Source organism: Luteimonas aestuarii, assembly GCF_004357985.1.
In the GTDB taxonomy this organism is placed as follows: Bacteria; Pseudomonadota; Gammaproteobacteria; order Xanthomonadales; family Xanthomonadaceae; genus Luteimonas; species Luteimonas aestuarii.
This window is the reverse complement of the sequence record NZ_SMTF01000002.1, coordinates 450,797-466,086: the sequence shown is the minus strand read 5'-3', so window position 1 is coordinate 466,086 and position 15,290 is coordinate 450,797. Positions and strand designations below refer to the sequence as shown.

Sequence of the window (15,290 nt, the reverse complement as noted above, 5' to 3'; positions counted from 1 at the left end):
CCCCCCTGTCCTCGGCGCAGCCGACGGTTCTAATGCATGTCCCTCAGGATCGCAAGTTGGCCATCACCGCATCGAGGCCTGCGCGCCAATCCGGCATGTGCAGGTCGAAGTCGCGCTCCAGACGAGTGGTCTGCAGGCATGAGTAGGCAGGCCTCCGCGCAGGAGTGGGATATTCAGCCGTCGCGATTGGGATGATCCTTGGCACTTTGGCGAGCAGCCCCGTGCGCAGCGCCGAGTCCATGATCGCCTCCGAGAATCCATGCCAGGTCGTGGAACCGGACGCGGTCAGATGCCATAACCCGGATTGATCGCCGCCGCGCGCCAACGTCGCTGCGGTCACGTCTGCGATCAGCGGGGCTGGCGTTGGCGTGCCCACCTGGTCCGCCACCACGCGTAGCTCGTCGCGCTCCTTCGCAAGCCGCAGCATGGTCAGCAGGAAGTTGCGTCCGTGGTCGGCATAGACCCATGCCGTGCGGAAGATCATGTGCCGGCAACCGCTGGCCTGGACGGCCTGCTCACCTGCCAGCTTGGTCTGGCCGTAGACGCCGAGCGGTGAAGTGGGATCGTCTTCCGTGTAGGGACGCGAAGCGGTGCCATCGAACACGTAGTCGGTCGAGAAGTGCACCAACAGCGCGCCCCGCCGTGTGCATGCCTGCGCGATCGCCCCAGGCGCGTCGGCATTGGCACGCATCGCGGCCTCGGCATCGGACTCGGCCTTGTCCACCGCGGTATAGGCCGCGGCGTTGACCACCACGTCGGGCGCGATACGCTCGACCAACGATGGCAACGACGCCGGCTGGTCGAAGTCGGCCATCTCGCATGGCATGCCATCGGCCAGCACGCCAGATCGCGTCGTGCAGACCACATCGCCAAGCGGCGCAAGCGCTCGCCGGAGTTCATGGCCCACCTGCCCGTTGGCCCCGAGCAACAGCAGCTTCATTCGGCGAACACTGGCAGGCGGTCGGGGGGAACGTCCGCCAGGAACGGTGCTTTTTCATCCTTGCCGGACAGCAGCGGGCTGGCAACCGGCCAGTCGATCGCGAGGCCGGCATCATCCCAGCGGATGTTGGCATCGGCCGAAGGATCGTATGTCGCGGTACACAAGTAGGTGAACAGCGCACGCTCGCTCAGCACCACGAAACCGTGCGCGAAGCCCTCCGGGATCCAGAAGTGGCGCTTGTTCTCCGCACTCAAGAGCACGGCGGTCCACTTGCCGAAGTGCGGCGAGCCGCGGCGGATGTCTACCGCCACGTCCCAGACCTCGCCTTCCAGCACGGAGACATACTTCCCCTGCGGATTGGGCCACTGGTAGTGGAGCCCACGCAGTACGCCTTTCGCGGAGGAAGACACGTTGCCTTGGACGAACGCTGGCGCCAGGCCGTGTTCGGCCAGCCTGTCGCGGTTGAACGATTCGTAGAAAAACCCGCGATCGTCACCGAACACGCGGGGCTCGATGACCACGCAGCCCGGTAGACCTGTCTCGATCACCTTCATGGCACGTATCCACGATCCGCTAGCGTCAAGAGATACTGTCCATAGCCATTCTTGGAGAGGGGGCGGGCCAGCGCCTCCAGCTGCGCCTCGTCGATCCAGCCGTTGCTCCAGGCGATTTCCTCGGGGCAACACACCCGCAGCCCCTGTCGCGCCTCGATGGTTTCGATGTAGTTGGATGCTTCCAGCAGCGACTGGTGCGTGCCGGTATCGAGCCAGGCGTAGCCGCGTCCGAGCTGCTCGAGATGGAGCACACCCTCGTCGAGGTAGCACTTGTTGAGATCGGTGATTTCCAGCTCACCGCGTGGCGACGGCTGCAGACCGGCAGCGAAGTCACTGGCGCGACCGTCGTAAAAATACAGGCCGGTCACTGCATAGTTCGAACGCGGCTGGATCGGCTTCTCCTCAAGGCCCACGACACGTCCGTCCGCATCGAATTCCGCAACGCCATAACGCTCGGGGTCATGCACCCAGTAGCCGAACACGGTTGCGCCGTCAGTACGCTCGTCTGCCCGATTGAGCAGGGCGGTCAGGCCGGGGCCATGGAAAATGTTGTCGCCCAGCACCAGGCAGCTTGGCGCGCCAGCCAGGAACTCGCGACCAATCAGGAACGCTTGCGCAAGGCCGTCCGGACTGGGCTGCACCGCATACTCGATGCGCATGCCCCACTGCGAGCCATCGCCCAGCAGTGCCTTGAACAGTGCCTGCTCGTGCGGCGTGTTGATGATCAGCACCTCACGGATGCCCGCGAGCATCAGCACGCTCAGCGGGTAATAGATCATGGGCTTGTCATACACCGGCAGAAGCTGCTTGCTGATCGCCTGCGTGATCGGATACAGGCGCGTGCCGGAGCCGCCCGCCAGGATGATGCCCTTGCGTGTCGTCATGACGCGCCACCGATGCGTTCAAGGCGATAGCTGCCGTCGAGCACGCGCGCCACCCAATCCTGGTTCTGCAGGTACCAATCCACGGTTTCCGCGATACCACGATCGAACGTGTAGGCTGGCTCCCAGCCCAACTCATCGCGCAGCTTCGAGGCATCGATCGCGTAACGACGGTCATGGCCCGGCCGATCGGCGACGTAGGTGATCTGCGTCGCGCGCGACTGGCCATCGTCGCGCGGACGCCGCTGGTCCAGCAACGCGCAGATGGCGTGCACGACCTCGATGTTCTGCATCTCCGCGTTGCCGCCGACGTTGTAGGTCTCACCTACCCGCCCCTTCTCCAGCACGGTGCGGATCGCGGCGCAATGGTCGGTGACGAACAACCAGTCGCGCACCTGCTTGCCATCGCCATAGACCGGCAGCGGCTCGCCGGCCAGCGCCTTGGCGATGACAAGCGGGATGAGCTTCTCCGGGAAATGATAGGGGCCGTAGTTGTTGGAGCAATTGGTCGTCAGCGTCGGCAGGCCATAGGTGTGGTGGAAGGCCCGGACCAGGTGGTCGGACGCGGCCTTCGAAGCCGAATAAGGCGAGTTCGGCGCATACGGCGTGGTCTCGGTGAACAGTCCGGTCTCGCCCAGCGAGCCGTACACCTCGTCCGTGGATACATGCAGGAAGCGAAAGGCATCGCGCGCATCCGCTTCAAGCGCCTTCCAGTAGTCGCGCACGGCCTCGAGCAGGGCCAGAGTGCCGACCACGTTCGTCTGCACGAACGCCGCAGGCCCGTCGATGGAACGGTCCACGTGGCTCTCGGCCGCGAAGTTCACCACCGCATCCGGACGATGCTCCGCCAGCAGGCGGGACACCAGGGCGCCGTCACCGATATCGCCGTGGACGAACACGTGGCTTGGGTTGCCTTCCAGTGACGAAAGCGTATCCAGGTTTCCTGCATAGGTGAGCGCATCGAGGTTGACGATGCGCACGCCACGGTCGACGGCGGCGAGGACGAAATTGCCCCCGATGAACCCGGCTCCGCCGGTCACTAGCCAAGTAGGCAATGGAAGCTCCTGTTTCGAGTTACTTGGATAAACGATGATCCGACGCGCGATCAGAACGGGATGTCGTCATCCGCGAAATCATCGACGGGCGCCGGCTGCTGTTGCGCCGGGCGACGCTGGGGCTGCTGGCCGCCGCTGCCGCCGTACTCCTGGCGCTGCGGGCGCGAACCGCGATCGTACGACCCGCCACCACCGCCACCGTCACCACGGCCGCCGAGCATCTGCATCTCGTCGGCGATGATGTCGGTGTAATAACGCTTCTGGCCATCGTCACCCGTGTGTTCGGAATAGCTGATGCGGCCCTCGACGTAGACCTGCGAGCCCTTTCGCAGGTACTCGCCGGCGATTTCACCCAGCTTGCCGAAGAACGTCACCCGGTGCCATTCGGTCTTTTCCTGGTTGTTGCCGTCGCGGTCCTTGCGGACCGAGGTGGTGGCCAGGCTGATCTTGGTGACGGCCATGCCGCCCTGGGTGTATTTGGTTTCGGGATCGTTGCCGAGGTTTCCGACCAGGATCGCCTTGTTGATGCCACGGGCCATTGCGCTGCATTCCTCGCGGTTTCGCCGGGGACCCGGCGACAGGCATTGGATTATAACCGGGGCACCGACGGCATCGGGCGACGCCGTGACCGGGGGTCGGCGGATTCCCACATCCGGCGGCCTCAGGCCCCTGCCTTCGTATAATCGACGCGTTTGCCGTCAACGGATCGTTCATGTCCCTGCCCATCGCCGCGCCCGCTCCCGACCTGCCCCGCATCCAGGCACTCGCCGCGGCCGACATGGCCGCAGTCGATGCGCTGATCCGCGGGCGGCTGGCCTCGGACGTGGCGTTGGTCAACCAGATCGCCGAGCACATCGTCTCCGCCGGCGGAAAGCGCCTGAGGCCGATGCTGGTGACGCTGGCGGGACGCGCAACCGGCGACGTGGGGCCGGGCCACCACCAGCTGGCGGCCATCGTCGAGTTCATCCACACCTCGACCCTGCTGCACGACGACGTGGTGGACGAATCCGACCTGCGCCGCGGCCGCAGCACCGCCAACGCCCTGTGGGGCAACGCCCCCAGCGTGCTGGTCGGCGACTTCCTGTACTCGCGCAGCTTCCAGTTGATGGTCGAGCTGGACCGCATGGACGTGATGCGCCTGCTGGCCGATACCACCAACCGCATCGCCGAGGGCGAGGTGCTGCAGCTGCTGCACGTACGCAACCCGGATACCGACGAAGCGGCCTACCTCGACGTGATCGAACGCAAGACCGCGGTGCTGTTCGCCGCGGGTACGCAACTCGGTGCGATGGCGTCCGGCGCGGACGCCGCCACGCAGCGCGCGCTGTACGACTACGGCATGCAACTGGGTTACGCGTTCCAGATCGCCGACGACGTGCTGGACTACAGCGCCGATGCCGACGCGCTCGGCAAGCACCTCGGCGACGACCTGGCCGAAGGCAAGGCGACGCTGCCCCTGATCCATGCCATGGCCCACGCCGACGACGCCACCCGCGCCCGGCTGCGCGGCATCGTCGAACAGGGCGATGCCACGGCGATGCCCGAAGTGCTTGCAGCCATCGAACGCGCCGGCAGCCTCGAATACAGCCGCACGCGTGCAGGCGAATACGCACATGCCGCGGAAGCCGCGCTTGCCGATCTCCCTGACAACGAAGCGGTGGCCGCACTGCGCGGCCTTGCGCGCTATGCGGTGGAGCGCGGCCACTGAGGCCGGCCCGGCGCGGGAATCAGGCGATCCCGATCCCGGGAATCGTGGTGATCCTGTCCGGGTCGAAGCCGGCCAATGCCGCGAAGTGTCGCCCCCGCTCGGTGTAGTCGCGATAGGCACCGAAGCTGGGCGCGCCCGGCGACAGCAGCACCACGCCATCGCCCTCAAGCAGCGCGTTGGCTTGCGCGACGGCATCAGCCAGGTCCGAGGCAGCACGCAGGACGAATCCACCCGCGTCGGCCAGCGACAGCAATGCATCATGGATCCGTGGGCCGTTCTGGCCCATGGTCACGATGGCCCTGGGCGCCTGTGCCGGCATCGCCGCCACGAACGGTGCCCAGTCGATGCCACGGTCATGCCCGCCCACCAGCAAGGCCACGCGCCGTCCGCGATATACCTCCAGCGCGGCGAGGGTGGCGTGCGGGGTGGTGCTGATCGAATCATTGACGTACAGCACGCCGTCGCGTTCGCCCACCGGCTGCAGCCGGTGCGGCAGCGGCATGAAGGTCGCCGCATGCGGCGCCAGCGCCGTGGCATCCAGGCCCAGCGCTTCGATCGTCGCCAGCACCGCGCACAGGTTGCCGCGGTTGTGCCGGCCCGGCAGCGGCACGCCGGCGGTATCGAACACCGCCTCGTCGCCGCGCCACACCACGTCGCCACGCAGGTGCCAGCCCGCGTCAGTGCCGAACCAGCGCACGTAGCTACCGGGCAGGTCCAGCGCGGCCAACCGCGCGTCATTGGCACTGAGGATGGCGATACCCGGCTTGGCGTCGGTCAGCAGCGACAGCTTGTCGCTCACGTAACGCGCTTCGCTCCCATGCCAGTCGAGATGCTCGGGAAAGATGTTGGTGACCACGGCGATCCCGGGACACACACCACTGAGCGCAACATCGCGCGTCTGGTAGCTCGACAGTTCGACCACCCAGTACTCGGCCTTGCCTTCCAGCAGCTCCAGCAGCGGCTGGCCGATGTTGCCGGTCAGTGCCGTGCGATGCCCACCCGCGCGCAGCAGGTGCGCCAGCAGCGCCGACGTCGTGCTCTTGCCCTTGGTACCGGTCACGCAGATCGTGCGGGCATCGGGGCGTTCGGCGAACCACAGCGTGGTGCCGCCGATGAAGCGCGTGCCGCGGTCCGAAGCTGCCAATGCCTCGGGTCGATACGGGCTGACCCCCGGGGATTTCACCACCACATCGAACGCCGCCAGACGGTCGGCGTCGACCATTGTTTCCACCGCCAGCCATGCATCGCCAGTGGCACGCGCGCCAACAGCCTCATCGGGCAGGCAGAACAACGTCAGCGGCAACTGCGGCCGGCGTGAGCGGATTGCCTTCCAGGCGGCGCGACCTTCGCGCCCCCAACCCCACAGCGCGACGCGCTGGCCATCGAGCGCAGCGATGCTATTGGGCGAGTCGCGCACGCAGGCGTTCCCACAGCGGCGCGGGGATGCCGTGCGCGTCGTCGATGGACAGCAGCGCCGCCACGTCCACCTCGCCGTCGCCCAGCTGCGGTGCGATCTCGCGGGCGAAGCGCGCGACGATCGCGTCCTCGCGCCATTCCGGGCGCGACGCCAGCGCCGCCATCGCCGCACGCGACTCCTTGCCCTCGCCCACGCATTCGAAGGGCTTGTGGTCGCGATACTCCAGCAATGCGTCGTAGCCCGGGATCTGCCCGGCATCGTCCAGCAGGTTGCGGCCGAAGATGCCCACCAGCCGCGGCTTGGGCATGAACGGCGCCAGCGCCAGGAACACGAAATGGCACTTCGGGCAGACGCCGCACCAGCGATTCACCGGACGCTCGCCCAGCAGGTGGAAATTGCGGTTGCAGCTGGAGAAATGCGCGTCGTAGCGGTCGATCTTCGCGAACTGCCGCGCCACGGCCAACTCGCTCAGCGGACGCAGCAACGAGTAGTAATGGAGGTCGTCGGCGACGTGGCTGCGCAGGTACGCGGCGAACGCGCGCTCGAACGCCCAGCCCTTCGACCACTGGTGGTTCACCTCGCCCGTGCCTTCGATCAGGCTGCCGTAGCTGGCCGAGCGCTCGTTCGAGAACACCACCTGGTCCACGCCCAGGACGATGGCGGCGAAGGCCAGGATCGCCGAGTTCACCGCGGTCACCGGGATATGGCCGTTCCACGCGCCGAGGCGGTTGTACTCGAACAGTTCCGGCGCAAGTTGGCGGCCGATGTTGAGCGTCGGCAGTCCGGTGCGTTCGGCGCAGGCCTTGATCAGCTGCGACCCCCCGATCCAGGTCACCGTCTGGTTGACGCCGATCGCGCGCAGTGCCTCGATGCTGACCAGCGAATCCTTGCCGCCGCCGATGGCGACCAGTGCGTGCTGGCGCAGGGACACCGCCGGCGCGTTGCACCCATCACCGCCCGCAGGAAGACCTGTGGAGACGTTCCCGCCCTTGCCCCCTCCCCCGCTTGCGGGGGAGGGTCGGGGTGGGGGTCCGTCCAACGCCGGGAAATTGATCCTGCCGCGAAGGTCCAGGCCGTTTCGGTAGGCGAACTCGCCCAGGCCATGCAAGTAAACGTCGTCCAGCAGCGCCGCGGTCGCCGCATCGATATCGTACGACTCGATGCGGATCTCCGGCGGCACTGCCGCCTTGTAGTAGCTCACGCCCGCCAGCAGATGCAGCAGGCGCAGCGCATGTTCCGCCGCCGCGGCACGCGCGGCATCGAGCGCGAACGGCGCACCGGGCAAGGTGACCGTTTCCACCAGTTCCGGGCCGTCATCGAAGGCATAGGCCAGTCGGGCAATGCCGGTTTCGGCATCGAAGCCACAGCGCACGAAACGGAAGGCGCGGATCGTGTCGCGCTCGAAAACCAGAGACGTCATTCCAGGACATCCTCCTGCGGCAAGTCACGCAGGTTGTAAGTATTGGCCATCACAAAACCGTAAGCGCCTGCATCCGACACCAGCACCACGTCGCCTTCGGCGGTGCCGACGGGCAGCAGCCGGTCGATGCCGAGCACGTCGCTGGATTCGCAAATGGGACCGACGATGTCGAACGCGGCGTCATCGGCGTCATCGAAGCGCGTCAGGTTACGCACCGCGTGGAAGGCGTCGTACATCGCCGGCCGCATCAGCGCGTTCATCCCGGCATCGAGGCCCACGCGGCGCACACCCTGCTTGCCGACCACCTGGGTCACGTGCGTCAGCAGCACGCCGCATTCGGCCACCATGAAGCGGCCGGGTTCGATGGCAAGCCTGTAGCGCGGCCATGCCGCCTTGATCTCGGCCAGGCCTTCGGCCCACAGCGCCAGATCGAACGGCTGGTCGTCCGGCTTGTACGGGATGGTCAATCCGCCGCCGATGTCGATGCTGTCCACGGTACCGATGCCATCCGCCACGCCGGCCAGTTCCGCGTACACCTCTCGCCAGTGCTTCGGATGGCCGATGCCGCTGCCCAGGTGTGCGTGGATGCCGGTGATGCGCACGCCGACCGTACGCGCCGCCGCGACGAAGTCGTCGACCGCCGCAATCGGCAGTCCGAATTTCGACGCCGCGCCGCCGGTCACCACCTTGGCGTGGTGGCCATCGCCGCGACCCAGGTCGATGCGCAGCCACAGGTCGCGCCCGCGGAAGGTCTCCGGCCAGTTGCGCAAGGCCTCGACATTGTCCAGCGTGACGTTGACACCCCGCTCGAACGCGCCGTCGTACTCGCGCCGCGGCGCGAAGCTGGGCGTGAACAGCACGCGCGACGGGTCCAGGCCCGGCAACGTGGCGAACACGTGTTCGATCTCGCCGATCGACACGCACTCCAGCCCGAACCCCTCGGCTTCCAGCGTGCGCAGGATCCACGGATGCGAATTGGCCTTGATCGCGAAGAAGCGGCGGTCGATGGCCCCCACCGCATTCAGCGCGCGCGCCCGCTCACGCACTGTCTGCAGGTGGTAGACGTAGCGTGGCGTGCCGCGCGAGGCCAGCGCCAGCAGGCGCTGTCGCTCGGTGGCGTCTTCCCACCACTTCACCACACGCGCCGGCTTGCCGAACTGGATCTCCTTCCAGCTGGGGCCGAACACCGCGCCATCGTCCACCGGCATCGCGCCGCTGGCGATCAGCTCGGCGTGCAGTTGCGGCAACAAGCCATCGGCGTCGGCCTCGTCGATGACGAAGGTGAGGTTGAGGTCGTTCGAGGACTGCGAGATCAGGTGCACGCGCTCCTTGCCGAACGTCGCCCACACGTCCGACAGCTTGTGCAGCAACGAGCGCATGCCCCGGCCGACCAGGGTGATCGCCGCGCAGGGCGCGATCACCTTCACCCGGCAGATCTGCGACAGGTCTTCGGACAGCCGCGCCAGTACGTCGGTACTGACCAGGTTGTCGCTGGGGTCGAGCGAGACGGTGACGTTGGTTTCGGCCGAACCGATCAGGTCCACCGACAGCCCGTGGCGCTTGAAGCGCTCGAAGATGTCGGCCATGAAACCGACCGACTGCCACATGCCCACGGTTTCCATCGACACCAGCACGATGCCATTGCGGCGGCTGATCGCCTTGACCCCGGGCACGGTGGAGGCCTCGCCATCGATGCGCGTGCCGGGCAGGTCCGGCCGCTCGGTATCGAGGATCGCCATCGGCACGCCCGAGACGCGGCACGGCCCCAGCGAGCGGGGATGCAGCACCTTGGCGCCGGTGGTGGAGATTTCCTGCGCCTCGGCGTAATCCAGCCGCGTCAGCAGGCGCGCATCGGGCACGTCGCGCGGGTTGGCGCTGAACATGCCCGGCACGTCGGTCCAGATTTCAACGCCACTGGCGCGCAGCAGGCCGCCGAACAGCGCCGCCGACGTGTCCGAACCGCCGCGCCCGAGGATCGCGGTGCCGCCATCGCCATGGCGGGCGATGAAGCCCTGGGTAATCAGCACCGGCGTCGGTTGTGCGGCGAAACGCGTGCGCCACGCATCGTCGGCCTCGCGCTTGCACGACACCGACAGCCGCCGGCCCCATGCGCTCTGGTTGGGCAATTCAATCGCATCCAGCCAGTCGCGCGCATCGCACCAACCGATGTCGACGCCCTGCGTCTGCAGGTAGGCGGCACCGAGCGAGGACGACAGCAGTTCGCCATGCGCCAGTACATCGGCCTGCCAGTCGAGCGGGCGCGTGGCTGCGCGTGGATCGGCCAGCAGGCCCTGCAGCGTGGACAGGTGCGTGCCGAGCACCGCGTCGGCATCGAGCCCGAGGTCCGCGGCGAAGGCGCGGTGACGTGCGACCAGCGCATCCACGCGTACCGCGGCATCCGCCGCGCCATCGGCGATCGCGGTCAGTTCATTGGTCACGCCCGATAGCGCGGACACCACCACCAGCACGCGCGTGTCGCCGCCTTCGATCCGTTTCGACGCCAGCCGGCCGATGGTGTCCCAGCGGTGGCGTTGCGACACCGAAGTGCCGCCGAACTTGAGCACGACCCAGGGCGTGCCGGTCGGAAGGGAGGACATGGGCGTGTAGGGGTTCCGGTATAACGGGCGGCGCGCCCCAGCATGCGGGCGCATCCCGCGATTCTATCCAATCGCCCCTCCAATCGGCCCGCCCGGTCGAAGGCCGCCCACATGTCCCTGCGCCGCTACCTGCAACTCGATGTCTTCGCCGACCGTGCGGGCGCCGGCAATCCGCTGGGCGTGGTGGTGGATGCCGACGGCCTGGATGCCTCGGCCATGCAGGCCTTTGCCGCCTGGACCAACCTGTCGGAAACGATCTTCTTCCTGCCACCGGAGCCCGGCGCCGACTATCGCATCCGCATCTTCACCCCCCGCAGCGAACTGCCATTCGCCGGCCACCCCAGCGTGGGCGCGGCGTGGGCCGCATTGGACCTCGGGCTTGCGCCAGCCGACGCCAGGCACCTGGTGCAGCAATGCGCGGCTGGACTGCTGCCCGTACGGGTGGAAGGACCGCCAGATGGTCGCGTGTTGCACGTCCGCGCACCCAAGGCGCGGCGTATCGATGTCGAATCCCGGCATCTGGCCTTGCTGCACGCCGTCACCGCCGGTCTTGCTCGGGGCACCTTGCCCGCTGCTCTCTGGAACAACGGCCCGTCCTGGTGGCTGGTGGAACTGGCCGATGCAGCCACCGTGCGTGCGTTGACGCCGGACTTGGCCGCGATCGCCGCGCTGACGACTGCAACGGATGCCGTCGGACTCGCGGTGTTCGGCCGCAGTCGCGACGACGACCATGCGCTCGCCGTGCGCGCGTTCTGCCCCGCCGACAACATCCCCGAGGACCCGGTGACCGGCAGCGTCAACGCCTGCATCGCAGCGGCATTGCATGCCGCGGGCGCGCTGCCCGGCCGCGATGGCGGTTACATCGCCAGCCAGGGCCGCGAACTCGGCCGCGATGGCCGCGTGCATGTGCAGGTCGATGGTGACGGCGAGGTGTGGATCGGCGGCCGGGTGCAGGCGGTGATCCGCGGCGAGGTGGCGTGGGGAGTGGATCGGTCGACGGATTGGTAAGCTGCACCGCCCTCCCCCAAGGCCCATCCATGCAACGCCGCTTCGTGCAGCTCGACGTCTTCGCCGACCGTCCCGGCGCAGGCAATCCCCTCGCGGTCGTACTTGATGCCGACGGCCTCGACGACGCCACCATGCAGGCCATCGCCCGCTGGACGCGGTTGCCGGAAACCACCTTCGTGTTCCCGTCGCCGTCGCCGACGGCGAGCTACGGCATCCGCATGTTCAGCCCGCGCCGCGAAGTGCCCTTCGCCGGCCATCCCAGCGTGGGCACGGCGCATGCCGTATTGCAGGCGGGCCTGGTGCAGCCGCGCGACGGCCTGCTGGTCCAGGCCGGCATCGCGGGCGAGCTGCCGCTGCGGGTCGAGGGCGAAGGCAGCGCGCGCACGATCGCGGTGCGCACGCCGAGGGCGCGCGTGGTCGAGATCGCCGCCGCGTCGCATCCGCAAATCCGCGATGCCGTCGAAGGCCTGCCGCGGGGCGCACTGCCGCCGGCGCTGGTGGACGGCGGACGGCGCTGGTGGCTGGCGGAAGTCGCCGACGAAGCAACGCTGCGCGCGGCATCGCCCAACTGGGACGCCATCGGCCGCCTCGCGCTGGAAACCGACAGCATGGGCCTGTGCGTGTTCGCGCGCAGCGACGATCCCGTCTACTACCTCGCCGTGCGCGCCTGGGTGGGTGCGCCGGCGCAGTTCGAGGATGCGGCCTCGGGTGCGGCCAATGCCACGCTCGCGGCCTGGCTGGCCTCGCAGGATGCGCTGCCGGGCGACGGCGGTTTCTATCGCATCAGCCAGGGACGCGAAGTCGGCCACGACGCGATCATCGAGCTGCGCGTCGACGATGCCGGCGACGTCTGGTCCGGCGGCCGCGTGCAGACCGTGATCGAGGGCGTCATCGACTGGCCCTCGACCGACGGCACCTGACCCCTCCGCCCCACCCCCAACCCTTCACCCGTGAAGGGCGCAATGCCGCGCAAGCAAGGAGGGAGCACGTATCCCCGCTTGCGGGCGAGGGTGCGTGTGTCGCTCAGTCGACGTGTGCGGCGGCCTCGTACACCGGACGGCCATCGACCCAGGTCGACAGGATCGGAATATCCGCCAGGTCGCGACCTTCGACGGCCATCGGGTCGCGCGCCAGCACCACGAAATCGGCATGCAGGCCAGGCACCAGCCGGCCAACGCGCGTCTCGTCGTGGTTGGCCCAGGCAGCACCCGCGGTGAATCCCTGCAGCGCTTCCGATGGCGACAGCACCTGGTCCGGCAGCCAGCCACCCTCGGGCGCGCCATGCACGTCCTGCCGCGTCACCGCTGCGTGCAGGCCCAGCCTCGGGTCCGGCGATTCCACAGGGAAATCCGAGCCCAACGCCAGCGGCACCCCGGCTTCGACGAAGCGGCGCCAGGCGTACGCACCGGCGATGCGCAGCGGCCCCACGCGATCCTCCGCCCATGGCATGTCCGAAGTGGCGTGCGTGGGCTGCATCGATGCCACCAGGCGCAGGTCGGTGAAACGCGGGATGTCGCCGAGCGCCATGATCTGCGCATGTTCGATGCGCCAGCGATGGTCAGCTTGCACGTCGTCGCCCAGCACCTGCGCGTACGCATCCAGTACCAGTCGATTGCCGCGATCGCCGATGGCGTGGGTGGCGACCTGCAGGCCGCAGTCGCGCGAGCGCGCCGCCAGTGCCTCCAGCCGCTCCGGCTCCAGCAACACGAGGCCACGGCTGCCGGGCGCGTCGCTGTAGTCCTCTTCCAGCGCGGCGCCGCGGCTGCCCAGCGCACCGTCGACCATCAGCTTCACCCCGCGCATCTGCAGCCGGCCACCGTCGTGGCGCCAGGCACCATGCGTGCACAGCCAGTCCAGCGCCGCGCCCTCGCCGTCGGCATAGGCGCTGATGCGCAGTGGCAAGCGGTCGTCGTCGGCGAAACGCCGCAGTTGCTCGAAATCGCGCAGGCTGGTGCCCATGTCGTGCATGCCGGTCAGGCCGACGCGCACCGCCGCCTCCAGCGCGCGGCGCAATGCGTCGTCGCGATCGCTGTCGCGCATCGGTGGCAACACCGCTTCCACCAACCTCTCGGCCTCGTCGATGAACACGCCGGTCGGCCGGCCATCGTCGTCGCGCACGATCAGGCCGCCGTCCGGCTGCCCGGACGCCAGCAGGGCCGCGCTTGCAGGATCCGCGGCAACGGCACGCAATGCGACGGAATTGACCCAGCCGGCATGGCCATCGACGCGCCGCAGCCACACCGGGCGTTCGGGGAACGCGGCATCGAGGTCGGCCGCGGTGGGGAATTCGCGCTCCGGCCAGAGGTTCTGGTCCCAGCCGCGCCCCAACATCCAGGCGCCTTCCGGCAAGGTGCGGTCGTACTCGCGTAGCCGCTCGACGATCTCCGCCTTGCTCCGGGCACCGGACAGGTCGGCCTGCGTCAAGGCCAGGCCCAGCCCGACGATATGCGCATGCGCATCGATCAGGCCGGGAACGACGGTGGCGTCGCCGACGTCGATCGCGGTCGCTTCGGGATACCGTGCCGACAATTCGTCGGCCGGTCCCACCGCGACCACGCGGCCCGCACTGTCCCAGACCATTGCATCGGCAACGGGCATCGCTGGTTCGGAGGTGTGGATGCGCGCCGCACGCAGCAGGGTGTGCTCGGCCGCCTGCAGCGGCAGCAACGCGAACAGGCAACAGGACAACAGCAGGGTGCGCGACATGGCTTGCTTCGGCAGTCAGGAGCGGCCGATGCTACACCGCGGACAGTGTGTGCCGGTGGCGCACGACACTCATTCGGCGCGCACGTCCACGCGCACGCGGATGCGGTCGCCGGGGTGGTAGTCGGTGCGGGTCACGTACTCGCGACCGCCATACGCGTAGGTGACGTCGTATTCGGTGATCGCATGATCGGAGGCATGGCGTCCGCCGTACGCATCGCCACCGTACCGGTCATACGGCTCCGGATCGCACGTGGTGACGTAGCCTTCGCGCACCTCGCGCTGGCGGCGGTTGGCATCGTAGATGCCGCGCCCGGCCATGCCGCCGACCATCGTGCCCACGGCCGTGCCCACGTATTGCCCGCTGCCGTTGCCGACCTTGCTGCCCAGCACCGCACCGGCGATGCCGCCGAGCACGGTGGCGACCATGCGGCCGCTGTCGTCGCGGCGGCTGTCGCGGTAGGGATCGTCGCGATACGGATCACGCCCGTATCCACGGTCACCGTATGCGTCGCGATACGTGCCGTCGCGATAGCCGTCGTCGCGATAGGGGTCACGACCGTAGGGATCGTTGCGGTACGGGTCGCGTGCATGGCGATCGTCTCGGTACGGATCGGTGACCACGTAACCATCCTGCCGCGTCACGCAGTTGTGTCGGCCCGTCGTCGACACGTCGCGACCGCCGTGGCCGAACACCGGATCGACCCGCAGCACGCGCGCCCAGTCGGAATGCGTGCCTTGCGCCTCGTAGCCTCCGGCGTCGCGCGCATCGCGAAAACCATCATCGCCGCGGTACTCACGATGGGAATAGTCGCCGTAAGGCGCGTCGCCGTACGGGCGCGCGTACTCCTGTGCGGCGGCAGCGCCGGCCGAAGCCGACAATGCGACGGCGAGCAAGGTGCAGCGGAAATGCGTCATGGTCAGTCGCCCGGCGCCGTGGACAGGCGGCGCAATCGTCACGCTAGCAGGGTGCGGTAACGGCGGGCTGAATCGAAAACGCTTGCAGT

Annotated in this window: 13 protein-coding genes; 3 read left to right on the top strand and 10 right to left on the bottom strand. The window is 68.1% G+C overall.

Annotation, left to right across the window (positions count from 1 at the left end; translation table 11 throughout):
* Nucleotides 1–43: 43 nt before the first annotated feature.
* From rfbD to ssb, 5 genes are read right to left on the bottom strand one after another with little or no spacing between them, the layout of a single operon-like run.
* Nucleotides 44–940 (bottom strand): dTDP-4-dehydrorhamnose reductase, encoded by an 897-nt coding sequence (gene rfbD, locus E2F46_RS04665; protein ID WP_133320907.1) that lies wholly within the window; start codon nucleotides 938–940, stop codon nucleotides 44–46.
* Nucleotides 937–1,494, bottom strand: a complete 558-nt coding sequence (rfbC, locus tag E2F46_RS04660) for a dTDP-4-dehydrorhamnose 3,5-epimerase (protein ID WP_133320906.1) — start codon at nucleotides 1,492–1,494, stop codon at nucleotides 937–939. The genes rfbD and rfbC overlap by 4 nt, the downstream gene beginning before the upstream one ends.
* Entirely contained in the window at nucleotides 1,491–2,378 is an 888-nt protein-coding gene (rfbA, locus tag E2F46_RS04655; RefSeq protein WP_133320905.1) for a glucose-1-phosphate thymidylyltransferase RfbA, read from the bottom strand. The genes rfbC and rfbA overlap by 4 nt, the downstream gene beginning before the upstream one ends.
* The gene (gene rfbB / locus E2F46_RS04650) at nucleotides 2,375–3,430 is read right to left on the bottom strand and encodes a dTDP-glucose 4,6-dehydratase (RefSeq protein ID WP_133320904.1); all 1,056 of its coding nucleotides are present in this window, start codon (nucleotides 3,428–3,430) and stop codon (nucleotides 2,375–2,377) included. Before rfbB ends, rfbA begins: the two co-directional genes overlap by 4 nt.
* A gap of 50 nt (nucleotides 3,431–3,480) precedes the next feature.
* Nucleotides 3,481–3,969 (bottom strand): single-stranded DNA-binding protein, encoded by a 489-nt coding sequence (gene ssb, locus E2F46_RS04645; RefSeq protein WP_133320903.1) that lies wholly within the window; start codon nucleotides 3,967–3,969, stop codon nucleotides 3,481–3,483.
* Between the two features lie 173 nt (nucleotides 3,970–4,142).
* Here ssb and E2F46_RS04640 point away from each other — a divergent pair, with 173 nt between their 5' ends.
* Nucleotides 4,143–5,138 (top strand): polyprenyl synthetase family protein, encoded by a 996-nt coding sequence (locus tag E2F46_RS04640; protein WP_133320902.1) that lies wholly within the window; start codon nucleotides 4,143–4,145, stop codon nucleotides 5,136–5,138.
* Nucleotides 5,139–5,157: 19 nt separating this feature from the next.
* On the opposite strand, the gene murD is transcribed toward E2F46_RS04640, so the two are convergent.
* Genes murD through E2F46_RS04630 form a run of 3 tightly spaced genes read right to left on the bottom strand, consistent with a single transcriptional unit; the run spans nucleotide 5,158 to nucleotide 10,572 of the window.
* A complete protein-coding gene (gene murD, locus E2F46_RS04635) occupies nucleotides 5,158–6,555 on the bottom strand; it encodes a UDP-N-acetylmuramoyl-L-alanine--D-glutamate ligase (protein ID WP_243720298.1) in 1,398 nt (465 codons plus the stop codon).
* A complete protein-coding gene (gene murL, locus E2F46_RS17650) occupies nucleotides 6,536–7,975 on the bottom strand; it encodes a UDP-N-acetyl-alpha-D-muramoyl-L-alanyl-L-glutamate epimerase (protein WP_243720297.1) in 1,440 nt (479 codons plus the stop codon). Before murL ends, murD begins: the two co-directional genes overlap by 20 nt.
* Nucleotides 7,972–10,572, bottom strand: a complete 2,601-nt coding sequence (locus tag E2F46_RS04630) for a bifunctional aspartate kinase/diaminopimelate decarboxylase (RefSeq protein ID WP_133320900.1) — start codon at nucleotides 10,570–10,572, stop codon at nucleotides 7,972–7,974. Before E2F46_RS04630 ends, murL begins: the two co-directional genes overlap by 4 nt.
* Before the next feature lie 111 nt (nucleotides 10,573–10,683).
* Here E2F46_RS04630 and E2F46_RS04625 point away from each other — a divergent pair, with 111 nt between their 5' ends.
* The gene (locus E2F46_RS04625) at nucleotides 10,684–11,580 is read left to right on the top strand and encodes a PhzF family phenazine biosynthesis protein (protein WP_133320899.1); all 897 of its coding nucleotides are present in this window, start codon (nucleotides 10,684–10,686) and stop codon (nucleotides 11,578–11,580) included.
* A 29-nt stretch (nucleotides 11,581–11,609) separates the two neighbouring features.
* On the top strand, nucleotides 11,610–12,500 hold the full coding sequence (locus E2F46_RS04620; protein ID WP_133320898.1) for a PhzF family phenazine biosynthesis protein: 891 nt from the start codon (nucleotides 11,610–11,612) through the stop codon (nucleotides 12,498–12,500).
* 103 nt (nucleotides 12,501–12,603) lie between these two features.
* Here E2F46_RS04620 and E2F46_RS04615 read toward each other — a convergent pair whose 3' ends face one another.
* Both E2F46_RS04615 and E2F46_RS04610 read right to left on the bottom strand, forming a co-directional pair.
* A complete protein-coding gene (locus E2F46_RS04615; RefSeq protein WP_133320897.1) occupies nucleotides 12,604–14,286 on the bottom strand; it encodes an amidohydrolase in 1,683 nt (560 codons plus the stop codon).
* Between the two features lie 69 nt (nucleotides 14,287–14,355).
* Complete coding sequence (locus E2F46_RS04610) at nucleotides 14,356–15,201, bottom strand: glycine zipper 2TM domain-containing protein (RefSeq protein ID WP_133320896.1); 846 nt, start codon at nucleotides 15,199–15,201, stop codon at nucleotides 14,356–14,358.
* Nucleotides 15,202–15,290 lie beyond the last annotated feature (89 nt).